Below are 14,969 nucleotides of genomic sequence, written 5' to 3'. Positions count from 1 at the left end.
ACATCAATGTAGGTCCGCTAAAGACACGCTCTTTTTCAGCTAGCATCTTCGCGACTAACGGGACGGCGTCGATACCCCTGCGGTGAGACCCCCTTCTCCCGTTTGAACGCGTTACTGAATGCGCTCTCCGACGAGTATCCCAGCATCTGACCGATCAAACCGACGGACGTCCCTTCTTCACGAAGCGCACGCTCGGCGAGACGCATGCGCCACGCTGTCAGGTACGCCAGCGGTGTGGTACCGGCTAATAACTTGAAGCGAGCCGCAAAGGCGGTGCGAGACATCGATGAGGCCCGCGCGAGCTCATCCAGACCCCATGCCTTTCCCGGCTCGCCGTGCATCATTCGCAGGGCGGCAGCCAGCCTTGGGTCGCTCAAGGCACGGAGCCAGCCGGTCGGTAGTGCATCTGCATTGCCGAGATGTGTCCTGAGGACATGGATGAAAAGGAGCTGAGCCAGCTGAGCAGAGGCGAGCTTCGCCCCGAACGCCGACGAACCGTGTTCTGCGCGTAGTTGCCCGAGTAGCCAGCGAAACACAGCGGCATCAGGCTGATCGGCTGGGACGTGGGCCCAGGGTGGCAGCACGTCGGCGAGGAAGCGGCCGCTCACGGGATCGAGAAGCACGTGGCCGCCGATGTACTCGAAGTCGCTGCCATCGCCGAGCGTCACCTCCGTCTTGCCTGCGCCGCTGAAGACCTCCATGGCATCCTGCGGCGTGCAGATGAGGTTGCTGGCGAGAACGAAGGCACGCGGCGCGGCAAGCAGGCCCACGTCGCCCGGACCGAATTCGACCGGCTCGGGAAGCCCATCGACGATCGCCCAACAACGCCCTTTCACCACCGCGAAGAACTTGATCGATTTAGGCACCGGGAACTGCAATGCCCATGCCCCGCTCGCCCTGAAACCCCCGGTGACCAGCGTCTGGGCTTTTGTGAACTCGAGAATATCGGAGGCGGGATCAGCGATCATGCCTGTACTATCACGCAAGTATTTCGCACTCACAAGCATTCACCGTACAAGGGCACCTGCCTAGACTGCCACCAACCGCAAACAACAGGCTGGGCGTTTACGTGATGCTGAAGAAGAGAAAGCTGGGGTCCCAGGGCCTCGAAGTCGGCGCGATCGGGTTGGGTTGCATGGGCATGAGCCAATCCTACGGGCCAGCCGATGAAGCCGAGTCCATCGCGACGCTGCACCGGGCGATTGAGCTCGGTTGTGATTTTTTCGACACGGCGGAGAACTACGGTCCGTTCACCAACGAGAGCCTGCTCGGCAAGGCCTTCAAGGATCGTCGCGACCAGGTCGTCATCGCCACCAAGTTCGGCTCACGGTTCGATGGCGACACCATCGTCGGTATGGACAGTCGCCCCGAAAACATCGTCCGGGTGGTGGATGGATGCCTTCAAAGGCTGCAGACCGACCACATCGACCTGCTCTACCAGCATCGGCTCGACCGTTCTGTTCCCATAGAAGACGTCGCAGGTGCCGTCGGTCGATTGGTCGAGCGTGGGAAAGTGCGTTTCTTCGGCCTCTCGGAGGTGGGTGTCGCCAATCTCCGCCGCGCGCATGCCGTACATCCGGTCTCGGCCTTGCAGAGTGAGTACTCTCTATGGGAACGCAATCTCGAGCCCGAGATCATCCCTGCCCTGCGTGAACTCGGCATCGGGCTGGTGCCGTTCTGCCCGCTGGGGCGAGGCTTTCTCGCCGGTGGCGTGAAGCGCGCCGAGGCCTACCCGGAAGACGATACCCGTCGTATCGATCCGCGTTACCAGGGTACGAACTACGATGCCAACCTGCAGGCCGCACGCGTGGTTTTCGACATCGCCGCCGAACAGGGCATCACACCGGCGCAAGTCGCACTCGCGTGGTTGCTGTGCAAAGGCGACGACATCGTTCCGATTCCGGGCACCAAGCGCCGCAGCTACCTGGAAGAAAACCTCGTAGCGGCAGATGTCCGGCTCGACGAGGCGGACACGCAACGTATCGACGACGCGCTGGTACCGGGCAGCGTATCGGGCAATCGATACGCCGACTGGATCCTTGCGACCATCGACCGCTGAGGGTTGGATATGCGGCAATCTGGTTCAGAAATAGCGACGTAACGGAAAGGCTCACCAAGACACGTCATCCCGCGAGACCGCACCCTGAGCGAAAGCACGGGAGACGCCCATGGGTACGACGCAGAGACCGAACGAACGCGGCGCGGAAACATTCGGGCCGTTTCCGTTTCCCATAAGCTTCGAGATCGCGGTGGTCCCCGTGACCGACGTCGATCGAGCGAAGCATTTCTATGCCCGGCTCGGCTGGCGTTTCGACATCGACTACACCGATGAACGCGGCTTCCGAGTCGTCCAGTACACGCCGCCGGGCTCGGGTTGCTCGGTAATGTTCGGTGAACGCATGACCACGGCGCAACCCGGCTCGGTGCAGGGTCTGCATCTCGTCGTTAGCGACATCGTGCAAGCCCGAGACGAAATGCTCCGTCGTGGCATCGATGTGAGTGACATCTTCCATGACGCCAACGGCGTCTTCCACCACGCGGGAAAGGAGAACCAGTCATCCGGTCCCAATCCCGACCGGAAGAGTTACGCCTCGTACTTTTCCCTCAGTGACCCGGATGGCAACCAGTGGGTCGTGCAGGAAGTGACCGAGAGACTGACAGGGCCGGTCGCCCTGTCAGACCATCATTTTACCGAGACGCTCGCGGAAGCCACGCGGCGTCCGATGGATCCGGGTTAGTTCGCGACCTTCCTGTCCAGGAAAGAGCGAATCAACGGGACCATCTCGTCCGCCTTGTCTTCGAGCGCGAAGTGGCCCGTCGGCAGCAAATGGAACTCGAGATCGGTGAGATCGCGCTTGTACGGATGTGCACCGTCTGCCGGGAAGATGAAGTCGCGCTCGCCCCAGACAATGATCGCCGGTGGCTGGTGCTTGCGGAACAACGCCTGGACCTGCGGGTACAGCGGTACGTTGCTGCGGTAGTCGTACATCACGTCCATCTGGACATCGGCATTTCCCGGTCGGTCGAGCAAGGCCTGGTCGTGCACCCAGTTGTCCGGCGAGATGCGTGTCTTGTCGTCGACACCGTCCGTGTACTGGAAAATCGTGGTTTCCAGTGAGACCAGCCCGAGCAAGGCATCCCGGCTCTCTTTACGACCGTCGGCCCAATACACCTTGATGGGATCCCAGAACGTCTTGAGGCCTTCCTCGTACGCATTGCCGTTCTGGATGATCAGGCCGGTGATGCGCTCCGGCCCCTTGAGGAAGAGTTGCCAACCGACGGGCGCGCCGTAATCCATGACATACATCGCGAACGACGTAACCTTCAGCTGAGCCAGCAGTTTTTCGACGATGTCGCCAAAGCCCGCGAAGGTATACGCGTAGTGCTTGGGGTCGGGCATGTCGCTCTGGCCGTAGCCCGGATAGTCCGGCGCGATGACGTGGTAGCGATCCGCGAGTGCCGGGATCAGATTCCGGAACATATGGGACGACGTCGGAAATCCGTGCAACAGTAAAACGACTGGGCCGTCGGCGGGACCCGCTTCGCGGTAGAAGATCTTCATGCCATCGATCGTCGCGTACCGGTGGTGCACGACCACGGGGGTGACCTGCGAATTGCTTTCGTTTGTCGAGTTCATTTGCGTGGCTCTCCAGAGGGGAAAGACAGAGGAAGATCAGAACGAAAAGATCTGGTACCCGTCGGCGGCGATCTTCGCGATGCTCGGCAGACCGGACGTACCAGGGACGCTGTTGTCGGTGATCAGATCGAAACCTGCCTTCTCGACCTCTTCGCGGGCCCCGAACACATCGGCGCAACCGCAAGAAACACCAACGATCCGGTCTTCCACGGCTTTGTACAGCGCGTGGATGGGATGCGTCTTGTCGGAAAGCACGCCCGGCCAGCGGGTGCCGGTCCCCTGGAAATAGATGCCGACGTCGGCACCGCTCTGCTTGAAGTCATAGGCGGCTGCCAAGCCGTTGAACATGCGGCCGAGCGCGTCTTCGCCGGCCTTCGGATCGGAAAGAATGATGATGGCTGCTTTCATGTCGCTATCCCTGGGTTGTGTGGAGTAAGGCCATGCTAGGCACCACCGGACACAGGGGGAACGACGCTACGCTCAATTGATCATTGCGCGGCGAGAAAGAGCGGAACTCGAAAGAGCGGAATCTACACGAGGTGCGGATGGGTACGCAGGTGCTCGGCCAGCATGTCGATGAAGTGGCGCACCTTGGAGGAACCGAACTTGCTCTCCCTGTGCAGGATGTGCACCGGCCACGGCGCTTCCTCGTAATCGGCGAGGATGATCTGGAGATCGCCCGAGGCCAGCTCGGCGCCTACCTGATAGGACAGCAAGCGGGCGATTCCCAGGCCCGCGGTGGCGGCAGTGATCGCCGCATCGTTGGACGTCACGGTGAGACGAGGCTTGATGCGCACCATGGTGGGGTCGGCTGCCGCGCCGAACTTCCAGTCCACGCGCGGGGAAATGCCACTGGCGGCGATGATCGTGTGTCGAAGCAGATCGGCCGGGTGATCCGGCGTGCCGTGCCGGGCGAGGTAATCCGGCGAGGCGCAGAGGATGCGGCGCACCTGCCCTACCCGAAGCGCTTTCATGCTGGAATCCGGGAGCGGACCGATGCGCACCGCGACATCGATACCTTCGTCGGTGAGGTTCACCAGGCGATCCAGGAAGTACGCGGAAACATCCACCTCGGGATACGCCTGGAGGAAGCGGACGATGCAGGGCGTGATGAACTCGCGCCCGAACAGCACGGACGCGGTCACCGAGAGATTGCCCTTCGGCGCGGCATTGACACCGGCGGCCGCCTCGTTGGCTTCGGCAATGCTCGCCAGGATGTGGCGCGTATCGTCGAGATATCGCCGCCCGGCTTCGGTCAGCTTGACGTTGCGGGTCGTGCGCGCGAGGAGGTGTACGCCGAGGTCCTGCTCCAGGGTCGCAATGGCTCGCGAGACCGCTGCAGGTGAAAGATCGATGCGGCGCGAGGCCGCGGCGAAGCTTTCCTCTTCGCCGACCGCCACGAACACTTTCATCAGGTGAATCTGATCCACGTGCCGCCTCCGGTCGGGCTGAGCGGCCCTGATAGAGGCGATTGTTGCACCACTCCTGCGCCGGGCGAAATGGTGAAGTGCGCGCCACCGCGTTCCCAGACCTGGGCCGAAAGCGAAGAATGAGCTCATCCCATCCAGGGGTGAGGCCATGACCAGCAAGACACCCTTTCACGAAGGCGAGCGAGCCATCCAGCAGCGGGCGGGCGAGTCGGCGGTTGCCGATCGCAACGTCACGCTCGTCAGCGACACCGTGATCGGTGGCGCGCGCCCGTTCATCGCCAAGCAGTTCATGGTGGTGCTGGGCAGCGTCGACGCGTCCGGCGACGTCTGGGCAAGCGCCCTCTTCGGCCAACCGGGATTCATCCACACCACGGATGGCAGGGCCATCCAGATCGACGTTCCGGAGGGTTCTCGTGATCCGGTCGATCCGCTGTGGACCAACATTGCCTCAGGGCGGGACCTGGGGATGCTGTTCATCGAGCTCGGCTCGCGCCGGCGCTATCGCGTCAACGGCACGGTGAGCCGGATCGATGGCAACGGCATCGACGTTTCCATTCGCGAGGCCTATCCGAACTGTCCCAAGTACATCCAGCGTCGGCATCTGCGTGCCCTGGGTGCATCGGAAGAACCCGCCCAGGCCGCCTACGGCACCGTGCTACGCGGCAATGTGACTCAACTCATCCAGCAGGCGGACACGCTGTTTGTCGCCACTCACCACGTGGAAACCGGGGCCGATGCCTCCCACCGGGGCGGCGGCGCCGGCTTCATCCAGATCGTCGACGAGCAGACGCTGCGCATCCCCGATTATCACGGCAACAGTCTGTTCAACACGCTCGGCAATCTGCAGGCCGACTCGCGCGCGGGCCTCTACATCCCGGACTTCGCCAACGGGCAGTCCCTGCAACTGACCGGCACCGCCACCGTGGAGTGGGACCAGGCCGATCCCGATCGGGTCACTGGCGGCACGGGTCGCTTCTGGGTGTTCCACGTCGCCAAGTGGATCCTCCGCGACGCGATTCCCCGCGCCGAGTGGGAATACCTCGACGCCTCCCCGTTCAATCCGCCCGTGGCCTCCTGAGGAAGCGTTATGGACTATGTCGTTACCGGTGTCGTTCAGCACGGAACGCGGGTGAAGGAATTCCAGATCCGCCACAAGGACGGCAGGTTATTGCCAGCCTGGACCCCGGGGTCGCACATCCTGGTTCGCTTCGTGACCGATGACGGACGCGCGTTCGAGAACCACTACTCGCTCGTCGGCGTGCCGGAACCGTCGGACTCATGGCGCATCGCCGTGCAACTCGACGCAGCAGGCCAAGGCGGCTCGCGCTATCTGCACGAGGCGATGGGACCGGGAAGTGCGGTGGACGTATCGGGTCCCTTCGACAGCTTCCCCCTGACGATGCCGGATAGCCATCCGTCCCCGCGCGTCGTGCTGGTTGCCGGCGGCATCGGCGTCACACCCCTGGTGTCGATGGCGCATGCGCTCGCCGACCGTGAGACTCCGTTCGTCTTTCACTATCTGGCGCACACAGCCGATCGGCTCGCGCTGCTCGATGAGCTTCAGTCGGTAGCGGGCGACTCCTTGGTAACCCACGTATCGACCGTCACGGGTCGTACCCGTCTGGAAGAGGTTCTTGGCCACTACAGCGAGGGGGATCAGGTCTATGCCTGCGGTCCATCCGGGCTGCTCCAGGCACTGGTCATGGCCGGCGAGTCACTGGGATGGCCCAAAGACGCCGTCCACGTCGAAAGCTTCGGGCGGCGTGTCCAGCCTACCGATGCACCGCTGACGGTCGAGCTGGCCCTTTCCGGCACCACCATCGAGGTCGCGCCGGGCACGTCCATCCTGGATGCCCTGATCGCCGCGGACGCGTTCGTTTCCTACGAGTGCAAACGAGGCGAATGCGGCAACTGCTATACGCCGGTGCTGGAGGGAGAACCTCTGCATCGCGACGTCTGCCTGACTCCGGAGCTGCGAACGGCAGGCATGTGCACCTGCGTTTCGTGGGCATCGTCGGGCCGGCTGGTTCTCGAGCTCTAGGGCTCGGCCGCCCCGACGTCGTTGCCTCTCAGACAGCCCGTCGTTCGGGTTCTCTCATGTGGAGAAAGCTGGTCAACGTGTCGCGGCTGGGTGCCATGCCCAGCGATCGGAGGATCTGTCCCACATTCCCGCGGTGGTAGGTGCTGTGCAGCACGACGTGATGAAGTATCTCGTCACGCGTCATGCTTCCGCGGTCGCCATCGGTGAACGTGAATGCCACGACCTCGTCGAGACTCGCTCCTGGCAGGCTCGCCACATAGTCTTCGTACCACCGGTCAATAGCAGCCACCTCGGATCGGAGTGCTTCCAGTGTCGGCTGCTCCGGGGCACTGACGGTAGCCACCGCAGGCGAAGCGCCGGTCAGATGCGCTTTGAACACCTGGTCGACCAGCAAGGCATGGTTCAACAGGCGCAAGCACGCCAGGTGCTCGCTGGGATGGGCATCCGCCCAGCCATCGAGCTTGGTCAACAAGGCATCGTTCGCAAATACTTTCTGGGCGAAGAGTGAGCGCAGAACTGAACTGGGCATGGGATCGTCACCTGGTTGGATCGACTGTTTTATACCGAAACGTATTCGTCGGTCGAGATGACCTTGGCATAGCCAAACGCGAGCGCCGCCATGAAGGCGGCGTGGACCATGTGAGCCGGCACATCGACGCCGTCGAACGACAGATCGCGAGTAGCGCATGCGTCGTGAATCACCGTGGTGGCGTAGCCGAAATCGTCCGACGAACGTGTCACGGCGTCGATGCACATGTGGCTCATGTTCCCGACGACGACCACGTCGGTGACACCGTGTTCGTCGAGATGCGCCTTCAGCCGCGTCTCGCGAAAGGGGTTCATGAAGTGCTTGACGATCAAGACCTCGTCGGGAAGGTTGCGGACGCTTTCGTGAATCTGCACACCGTGAGTGCCCTGGACAAAAAAGGGAGCATCGTCGCTCAGGGAATCATGGCGTACGTGGACAACGAGGTCGCCGTTCTCACGGGCATGATCGATGACGCGCGCGGCATGGCTGGCGGCGGCCTCGACACCCTTCAACTCGAATTTACCGCCGGGGAAATAGTCGTTCTGGATATCGACGACGATGATGGCTTTCTTGCTCATTAGGACGACCTGGTATCAGTGGGAATGTATCGAACACTCCCAGAGCTTGCGGTGAGCCTGACGAAACGAAAGCGCTGCACGACAGAATTGACCGTTGTGCAGGGCGAAATAATCGGCCGGGCCAAGGGCTCGGCGTCGTTGCTATGGCGTGGTACCGCCGATCGGGCTGATGCCGTTGATGCTCCGCGCGACGGCTTCCGCGACCCGAATGCCATCCACCGCTGCAGACAGGATGCCGCCCGCGTAGCCGGCGCCCTCGCCGGCAGGGAACAAGCCACGCGTATTGAGGCTCTGGTAGGCCTCGTTGCGACGGATGCGCACCGGCGACGAGGTGCGCGTCTCCACGCCGGTGAGGATCGCGTCGTGCATCCCGAAGCCCTTTATCTGGCGATCGAACGCCGGCAGCGCTTCGCGGATGGCGTCGATCGCGTACCCGGGGAGGACCGATGCAAGATCGGTCAGGCGCACGCCAGGCTTGTACGACGGCTGCACGCTGCCGAAGTCGGTGGACGGTGTGCCCTTGACGAAATCGCCCACCAGCTGCGCCGGTGCACTGTAGTCGCGGCCGCCGAGTTCGTACGCGCGCGATTCGAGGTCGCGCTGCAAGGCGATGCCCGCCAGCGGGCTACCGCTGTCGTCGAACGCGGCGAAGTCCTCGGGTTCGATACCCACCACGATGGCCGCATTCGCATTGCGCTCGTTGCGCGAGTACTGGCTCATGCCATTGGTCACCACGCGTTCCGGCTCGGACGCCGCCGCGACCACGGTGCCACCGGGACACATGCAGAAGCTGTAGACCGAACGACCGTTCTTGCAGTGGTGTACCAGCTTGTAGTCGGCCGCGCCGAGCAAGGCGTGCCCCGCCTGAGGGCCGAAGCGCGCCTGGTCGATGATCGACTGCGGATGCTCCACGCGAAAGCCGATCGAGAACGGCTTGGCTTCCATGTAGACGCCGCGGTCGTGCAGCATGAAGAACGTGTCGCGAGCGCTATGGCCCACGGCGAGGACGACATGATCGCTCAGCAGCTGTTCGCCGGAGGCCAGGGTCACGCCACGGAGCTGACGTGAACCGTCTTCTGCCGTATCCACCAGCACATCGTCGACGCGTTGCGTGAAGCGAATCTCACCGCCCAGCGCTTCGATCGTCTCGCGCATGGATTCCACCATCGTCACCAGGCGGAAGGTGCCGATGTGCGGCTTGCTGACGTACATGATTTCCTCGGGCGCACCGGCCTTCACGAACTCGGTGAGCACCTTGCGGCCGTGGTGGAGCGGATCGGAAATCTGGCTATACAGCTTGCCGTCGGAGAACGTCCCTGCCCCGCCCTCGCCGAACTGCACGTTCGACTCGGGTTCCAGCTTGCGCTTGCGCCACAGGCCCCAGGTGTCGACGGTACGCTCGCGCACGGCTTTGCCGCGGTCGAGGATGATCGGTCGGTAGCCCATCTGCGCGAGCAGCAGGCCAGCGAACAAACCGCAGGGCCCGAGGCCGATCACGATGGGGCGCTGCGCCAGATCGGCCGGCGCCTGGGCCACGAATTTGTAGCTGGTGTCCGGGGACGGCTGCACATGCTTGTCGTCCGCGTATCGCTTCAGCAGCCCGGCTTCGTCCGCCACCTTCACGTCCAGCGTGTAGATCAGCAGGATGTTGCCGCGCTTGCGCGCATCGTGGCCACGGCGGAACACCGTGAAACCGAGCAATCCGCCCTTGCCCAGCCCCAGCTTGGCGCGGATGGCGGCCTCGATGGCGCCTTCGGCGTGATCGAGCGGGAGCTTGATGTCGGTGAGTCGGATCATGCGGGCGGGTGGTCAGGCAGCGTGGCCGGCCATTTTCGCACGTCTTGACGGTCGGGGGCTCCCAGCCAGGGCGGCCCCCGCCTTGCGCCCATCAATGCTCGTGAACGGCGGCTCCTTTCACCGCGGCGGCGAGCCGCTGTTTCGTCACGGCTTCCGACGGATTGGCATCGCTCCCATAGAACAAGGTGTAGAGCACGTTGGCGTCCGCACCGGGGGGGCCCAGCGTGGTGCCTGCCCAGATCATGCCGGAGTCCTTATACGGCTGTCCGTCCTCGGGATGGGCCCGACTCACCATATCCTTCCAGTCGGAAAGAAAGTCGCGCGGCGAATCGGCGAACGGCTTCGGATGCCGGTTGATGCGTATCGCCGTGTATTTGTCCATGTCCGGCTGGGCGCTCACACCGGCGATACCCAGTGTCGCGTTGCCATCGCGGCCGAGGTAGCCATAGCTGACGGCGAGTTCGCCATTAGCGTCAATGGGCTGTAAATCGGCGCCGTAGGTCAGCGAGAACCCCGCGGGCGCGATCGAAAACCGTTTGCCGTACTCGATGTCGACTTTCGCGGCGGCGAGATCCGCGGGCACCCAGTCACCTTGCTGGAGGAACTCCTTCCAGGCGGCGAAGCTGCCGTCGTAACTGGTCGATACCAGGCCGGTGAGTGTTTCGGTCTGGATCCCGTCCGAGTATCGGGAACGCGATGAGCTCGTCGAAAGAAGAACGATGTAGCCATCGGGCACAGGCAACGAATAGACCTCGAGTACAGCATCGACCGCCGGAACGGGAAACTCGCGATGCTGCCAGCGGCGATGCCACCGGTCGACGAAGACGACGTCGGTGATCGGCGGCCCCAGTGAGGTCATCCTGACTTTCTCGTCGCCGACGTCACGCGTGAATGTCATGGCCTTGAAGATCAGGTCCACGAGGCCGCCTGCGTCTGAGTAGAGCTTCGCCAGGGGCAGATCATCCGGCTTGCGCAGGTGCAAGAAGGCGATTTTCCCCAACGCGCCCGCATCGACGAAGCCATTGCCGGGAAGCGGCGACTTTCCGTGCTGGGGAGTCCAGTAGGTCCACTCGTTATTCGCGCCACGACGCAGGGCCGTGGGATAAGGATCGAGCGGTGCACTGACAGCGAGGATCTTCTTGCTGCCATCCCCCTTGGGGAACAGGTTGGCATCCTCCTTGGCCAAAAGTTCCTTCCACTGAGCGTCGAAGAACGCGTTAGCCTGCGACTGGTACACCTTGGCGAACTCGCCGAAGGCAAGCGGCAGATCGACATGTACACGAAACACCCCATCCTGGACCGCGTCCATGAACATGGCACGACCCGACACGCGCCTTTCCGAGTCCGACGCCTTTGCCGGCGCGTCGAGCACCATACCGATAGGCAGCGCAAAGTTGAGGTTTTCGTTAGGCGACTTGCGAAGTACCACGCCGATCACCTTCGCGTCCTTGTCCAGTAAGGGGCCGCCGCTATTGCCTGGCGACGCCGCCGCCGAGAAGCGAATCCACTTCCACTTACCGTTCTCGTCTTCCGGCGTGTCCGAGGTGTACAGGCCGTCCCGGATGACAACGCCCGTGCCTAGCGCGTTACCGACCGCATAGACCGCCTCGTTGACATGGCTGCCGCGATCGACGGCGAGGGGCTTCACGTCGGGCGCGTCGATCACCGTGAAGACGACGAAGTCCTGTGACAGCGAAAACCCGACGACTTTGTCGATGGCAAAGACTTTGCCGTTCGCATCGCGTAACAACGGCGGCCCCACGCGCCCACCAATACCGTCGAGCACGACGTGGAAGGCCGTGACGAAGCGGTTCTTGCCAATCGCGAAGGCCGTTCCGACCGAATTGTATTTGTCGTTGCGGTACTGGAACGGGAGCTTTTCCAATGGGAGCGGCTTCTCGTAACGCACGGCAGAATCGTCGGGTTTAGCCAGCACCACCTCGAAGGTGGCACCTTTCACCACGGGCAAGTGCGACGCGTCGAGGGTGGCGGCGGAAAGCCCGGGAGCGAACCAGAAGGCTATCGAGAACAGGGTGAGGCAGCAGAGACGTCCGTGAGTTTGCATGCAGTCGCTCGGTGAGTGGCGAGGCTTGAACCGTGGGCGACGATACCGCGTTTACCCACGCCCAACCAGACGGCAGCCGGCACTGCCTCTGCCTTGCCACGCGGCTGCCCTTGTCATGCCTCCAGGCGCTCGCATTTTCCTGCGCTTCGCACGCGTGCTCAGGGCACCTGACGGGTCGGCCGGAACACGATTTCGTTGACGTCCATGTCGTCGGGCTGGTCGACGGCGAAGGCAAGCGCGCGAGCGAACGAGTCGGCGGGAATCGCAATGGCCCGATAGAAATCGTCGAGGCGTGTCTTCATGTCCAACTCGGATGAGCTGCCCGGAAGTTCACTGTCGACGGCACCCGGCGAAATAACGGTGGTCCGGATGTTCCATTCCTTGACCTCCTGCCGAAGGCCTTCCGACAGCGCGCGGACCGCGTGCTTGGTGGCACTGTAAACCGCGCCATTGAGCATGACCTTGTGGCCTGCCGTGGACGATACGTTCACCAGGTGCCCGGACATCTGCCGTTGCATGTGCGGCAGGGCCGCCGCCATGCCATAGAGCACACCCTTGAGATTGACGTCGATGGTCCGGTCCCATTCGTCTATCTTCAGCCGCGCCAGCGGCGACTGCGGCATGATGCCCGCGTTATTGACCATGACGTCGACGCGACCGAACGTCTCCACGGCGGTATCGACGAGGCGCGCCACGTCGGTGGGCGAGGTGACGTCGGTCGCCACGGCTAGTGCACGCTGCCCGTGTGTATTCAGTTCCCTCGCCAGTTCCTGCAGTCGATCGATACGCCGCGCACCCAACACGACCCGCGCGCCCTGCGCTACCAGCAGGCGCGCTGCCGCCAGGCCCAGTCCACTGCTGGCTCCCGTGATGACGATGACCTTCCCAATGATGTTGTCGCTCATAGTGCTCTCCAGTGAATGATTGGGAGCGACTGTAGGAAGGTGGCCATCAACCCGGTAGTGGTTCTGGCATTGCTCCACTAGCAACCTGTGATTGATACTGGTGCCTGCCAATTTCCAGATGCGAGGCGCCAGATGGCCGTCAACGACATGCGTGCGATCGACCTTTTCACGAAGGCGGTGGCATTGGGCAGCATCCGACGAGCGGCGGCGGCCCACGGCATCAGCGCCCAGGCAGCGAGTAAGTCGCTCGCGATGCTGGAGCAACGGCTCGGTGTACGACTGCTGCACCGAACGACGCGCAGCATCGCGCTGACCTCCGAGGGCCAGCAGTTCCTGGAAGGGGCGCAACCCGCGCTGGCTGCCCTGGAGCGTGCCATCGATAGCGTCCGCACGTCCAAAGACGAGATCGCCGGGCCGTTACGCATCGTCGCCCCGCGGTACGGTTTCAAGCCCCTGTTATGGCCACTGATCGACGAGTTCTGCCACCTTCACCCTGCGGTCGAAGCGCATCTGAAGCTCGACGACCGCGTCGGTGACTGGGTGAACGACCGCGCCGACGTCGGCTTTCGCATCGGTTCCGCGCCGGAAGGCGGCGTCGCCGCTCGGCGCCTCTTCGCCATGCAATTGATCGTCTGTGCGGCACCGTCGTACATCGCCGCTCATGGCGCGCCGACGTCGATCGAACAGCTGACCCTGCATCGCTGCAGCGTGCTGCGACATTCGGCCAGCGGTCGCGTCCTGCCCTGGCTGCTGAAGCGAGATGGCGAGGTGATCTCGCTGGATCTCAATCCATCGCTATCGACGAACGATGCCGAGCTGGAGATCGAGGCCGTGTTGTCGGGCCACGCGATCGGCCTGCTGGCAAACCTTTCGGTGGCGCCGCTGATACGCGCGGGGCGGCTCGTTCCCTTGCTCACCGGGCACGTCGCCGACCACATGAGCGTGTACGTCTACTACGGAAGCCGCGCAGCGCAGCCGTCGCGCGTGCGCTCCTTCATCGATCTCGTCGCGGAGCGGCTGGGACACGCTTCGGAACACGTACTCGATGCTCGCGAGCTGGCCGAAGCTCAGACTCGCGGCATTCAGTCGGTCACGCCCACGATGACCGACGCCGCGTCGAAGATGGCAAGTACGTCCACGCCTTCGGCAAGACCAAGCTGCTGAACGCTTTCCTTGGTGATGATCGAGGTGATCGTTCCTCCCCCTTCGATCGCTACCGTCACCTCGGAGTTCACCGCACCCGGATGAATCCGTTCGACCTTGCCGGGAAGCTGGTTCGAAGCGGATAGGCGCCCCTCCCCCGGCAGCCCGAGCATCACCCAGCTCGCCTTGACCAGCGCGATCACAGGTCGCCCTGCCGCCAGGGCAAGACTGTCCGTACTTTCACGGGTGACGGTCGCGATGAGGGTGGTGCCGCCCGTGGTCCGGATGGCGATGCTGTCGTTGACCGCACCCTGCTGGACATGATCGACAACGCCGGCAAGCTGGTTCCTCGCACTGGTTCGCATGGTCAGGTGCCTCAAGAGATGGATGTCGTCGGTCGCCTCGTCGCCGAGCGAGGCCAGATGCTCGACGAACAGGCGGTGGGCCGATTCGATGCTGCGAAAGGAAGCGATCAGGCGCTCGGCTCGCGGGGTAAGTCTCGCCCCGCCACCGCCCTTACCGCCGGTGGCACGTAATACGAGCGGCTCGTCCGCCAGGTTGTTCATGGCCTCGACCGCATCCCAGGCGCCCTTGTAGCTCATCCCCACCGCCTTCGCGGCAGCGGTGATCGACCCGGTGAGTCCCACCTGGGTCAGCAGTTCCACGCGGTCCGGGCCGCCCCAGCGCCGAGCGCCATCGGAGAGCCACAGGGAGCCTTCGTACTGGAGCATGTCGTTACCGATTCGTAGGACGGAGGCAGTCTAGCGCCCCGCACGGGTGCTGCGTCCAAACGGGGCGCAGGAATCTACAGGCCGCCGACGGGATGCCTCTTGTAGCCTCGATC

At 63.2% G+C, this 14,969-nt stretch carries 15 protein-coding genes; 5 read left to right on the top strand and 10 right to left on the bottom strand.

All coding sequences use genetic code 11. The features are described 5' to 3' along the window. Nucleotides 1-35 precede the first annotated feature (35 nt). The gene (locus tag BJI69_RS17810; protein WP_046967749.1) at nucleotides 36-968 is read right to left on the bottom strand and encodes an AraC family transcriptional regulator; all 933 of its coding nucleotides are present in this window, start codon (nucleotides 966-968) and stop codon (nucleotides 36-38) included. 107 nt (nucleotides 969-1,075) lie between these two features. On the opposite strand from BJI69_RS17810, the gene BJI69_RS17805 reads away from it, so the two are divergent. Together BJI69_RS17805 and BJI69_RS17800 are read left to right on the top strand one after the other, a co-directional pair. Next, a complete protein-coding gene (locus tag BJI69_RS17805) occupies nucleotides 1,076-2,059 on the top strand; it encodes an aldo/keto reductase (protein ID WP_211258508.1) in 984 nt (327 codons plus the stop codon). Between the two features lie 199 nt (nucleotides 2,060-2,258). Continuing rightward, nucleotides 2,259-2,738 (top strand): VOC family protein, encoded by a 480-nt coding sequence (locus BJI69_RS17800; protein ID WP_211258505.1) that lies wholly within the window; start codon nucleotides 2,259-2,261, stop codon nucleotides 2,736-2,738. Here the strand turns inward: BJI69_RS17800 and BJI69_RS17795 are convergent. The 3 genes from BJI69_RS17795 to BJI69_RS17785 form a co-directional block, all read right to left on the bottom strand. Next, a complete protein-coding gene (locus BJI69_RS17795; RefSeq protein ID WP_046967751.1) occupies nucleotides 2,735-3,637 on the bottom strand; it encodes an alpha/beta fold hydrolase in 903 nt (300 codons plus the stop codon). The two genes, BJI69_RS17800 and BJI69_RS17795, sit on opposite strands and share 4 nt — an antisense overlap. A gap of 36 nt (nucleotides 3,638-3,673) precedes the next feature. Continuing rightward, the gene (locus BJI69_RS17790; RefSeq protein ID WP_046967752.1) at nucleotides 3,674-4,045 is read right to left on the bottom strand and encodes a DsrE family protein; all 372 of its coding nucleotides are present in this window, start codon (nucleotides 4,043-4,045) and stop codon (nucleotides 3,674-3,676) included. Nucleotides 4,046-4,167: 122 nt separating this feature from the next. Next, nucleotides 4,168-5,067: a LysR family transcriptional regulator gene (locus BJI69_RS17785; RefSeq protein WP_046967753.1), complete on the bottom strand. Its 900-nt coding sequence runs from the start codon at nucleotides 5,065-5,067 to the stop codon at nucleotides 4,168-4,170. 148 nt (nucleotides 5,068-5,215) lie between these two features. Here BJI69_RS17785 and BJI69_RS17780 point away from each other — a divergent pair, with 148 nt between their 5' ends. After that, on the top strand, nucleotides 5,216-6,145 hold the full coding sequence (locus BJI69_RS17780) for a pyridoxamine 5'-phosphate oxidase family protein (RefSeq protein ID WP_046967754.1): 930 nt from the start codon (nucleotides 5,216-5,218) through the stop codon (nucleotides 6,143-6,145). Nucleotides 6,146-6,154: 9 nt separating this feature from the next. Beyond that, nucleotides 6,155-7,108 carry a PDR/VanB family oxidoreductase gene (locus BJI69_RS17775; protein ID WP_046967755.1) on the top strand — a complete coding sequence of 318 codons (954 nt, stop codon included), beginning with the start codon at nucleotides 6,155-6,157 and terminating at the stop codon, nucleotides 7,106-7,108. A 28-nt stretch (nucleotides 7,109-7,136) separates the two neighbouring features. Here BJI69_RS17775 and BJI69_RS17770 read toward each other — a convergent pair whose 3' ends face one another. From BJI69_RS17770 to BJI69_RS17750, 5 genes are all read right to left on the bottom strand, one after another. Beyond that, nucleotides 7,137-7,637, bottom strand: coding sequence for a DinB family protein (locus BJI69_RS17770; RefSeq protein WP_046967756.1), 501 nt, complete (start codon nucleotides 7,635-7,637; stop codon nucleotides 7,137-7,139). Nucleotides 7,638-7,666: 29 nt separating this feature from the next. After that, nucleotides 7,667-8,215, bottom strand: coding sequence for a cysteine hydrolase family protein (locus BJI69_RS17765; protein ID WP_046967757.1), 549 nt, complete (start codon nucleotides 8,213-8,215; stop codon nucleotides 7,667-7,669). Between the two features lie 141 nt (nucleotides 8,216-8,356). Beyond that, the gene (locus tag BJI69_RS17760; RefSeq protein WP_046967758.1) at nucleotides 8,357-10,012 is read right to left on the bottom strand and encodes an NAD(P)/FAD-dependent oxidoreductase; all 1,656 of its coding nucleotides are present in this window, start codon (nucleotides 10,010-10,012) and stop codon (nucleotides 8,357-8,359) included. A gap of 91 nt (nucleotides 10,013-10,103) precedes the next feature. Beyond that, nucleotides 10,104-12,077 carry a S1 family peptidase gene (locus BJI69_RS17755; RefSeq protein ID WP_046967759.1) on the bottom strand — a complete coding sequence of 658 codons (1,974 nt, stop codon included), beginning with the start codon at nucleotides 12,075-12,077 and terminating at the stop codon, nucleotides 10,104-10,106. 158 nt (nucleotides 12,078-12,235) lie between these two features. Further along, nucleotides 12,236-12,982 (bottom strand): SDR family oxidoreductase, encoded by a 747-nt coding sequence (locus BJI69_RS17750; RefSeq protein ID WP_046967760.1) that lies wholly within the window; start codon nucleotides 12,980-12,982, stop codon nucleotides 12,236-12,238. Between the two features lie 132 nt (nucleotides 12,983-13,114). On the opposite strand from BJI69_RS17750, the gene BJI69_RS17745 reads away from it, so the two are divergent. Next, nucleotides 13,115-14,146, top strand: a complete 1,032-nt coding sequence (locus BJI69_RS17745; RefSeq protein WP_078023301.1) for a LysR family transcriptional regulator — start codon at nucleotides 13,115-13,117, stop codon at nucleotides 14,144-14,146. Here the strand turns inward: BJI69_RS17745 and BJI69_RS17740 are convergent. Next, a complete protein-coding gene (locus BJI69_RS17740) occupies nucleotides 14,065-14,856 on the bottom strand; it encodes a TOBE domain-containing protein (protein WP_046967761.1) in 792 nt (263 codons plus the stop codon). The genes BJI69_RS17745 and BJI69_RS17740 overlap by 82 nt on opposite strands. Between the last annotated feature and the right edge of the window lie 113 nt (nucleotides 14,857-14,969).

The organism is Luteibacter rhizovicinus DSM 16549 (assembly GCF_001887595.1).
Taxonomy (GTDB): Bacteria; Pseudomonadota; Gammaproteobacteria; order Xanthomonadales; family Rhodanobacteraceae; genus Luteibacter; species Luteibacter rhizovicinus.
The sequence above is the reverse complement of the archived record's forward strand: the minus strand, read 5'-3'. Positions and strand labels throughout refer to the sequence as shown.

Coding starts and splice junctions, on each gene's coding strand:
- BJI69_RS17810 (WP_046967749.1), bottom strand. CDS start 968: ATGATCGCTGATCCCGCCTCCGATATTCTCGAGTTCACAAAAGCCCAG.
- BJI69_RS17795 (WP_046967751.1), bottom strand. CDS start 3,637: ATGAACTCGACAAACGAAAGCAATTCGCAGGTCACCCCCGTGGTCGTG.
- BJI69_RS17790 (WP_046967752.1), bottom strand. CDS start 4,045: ATGAAAGCAGCCATCATCATTCTTTCCGATCCGAAGGCCGGCGAAGAC.
- BJI69_RS17780 (WP_046967754.1), top strand. CDS start 5,216: ATGACCAGCAAGACACCCTTTCACGAAGGCGAGCGAGCCATCCAGCAG.
- BJI69_RS17775 (WP_046967755.1), top strand. CDS start 6,155: ATGGACTATGTCGTTACCGGTGTCGTTCAGCACGGAACGCGGGTGAAG.
- BJI69_RS17770 (WP_046967756.1), bottom strand. CDS start 7,637: ATGCCCAGTTCAGTTCTGCGCTCACTCTTCGCCCAGAAAGTATTTGCG.
- BJI69_RS17765 (WP_046967757.1), bottom strand. CDS start 8,215: ATGAGCAAGAAAGCCATCATCGTCGTCGATATCCAGAACGACTATTTC.
- BJI69_RS17760 (WP_046967758.1), bottom strand. CDS start 10,012: ATGATCCGACTCACCGACATCAAGCTCCCGCTCGATCACGCCGAAGGC.
- BJI69_RS17755 (WP_046967759.1), bottom strand. CDS start 12,077: ATGCAAACTCACGGACGTCTCTGCTGCCTCACCCTGTTCTCGATAGCC.
- BJI69_RS17750 (WP_046967760.1), bottom strand. CDS start 12,982: ATGAGCGACAACATCATTGGGAAGGTCATCGTCATCACGGGAGCCAGC.
- BJI69_RS17745 (WP_078023301.1), top strand. CDS start 13,115: ATGGCCGTCAACGACATGCGTGCGATCGACCTTTTCACGAAGGCGGTG.
- BJI69_RS17740 (WP_046967761.1), bottom strand. CDS start 14,856: ATGCTCCAGTACGAAGGCTCCCTGTGGCTCTCCGATGGCGCTCGGCGC.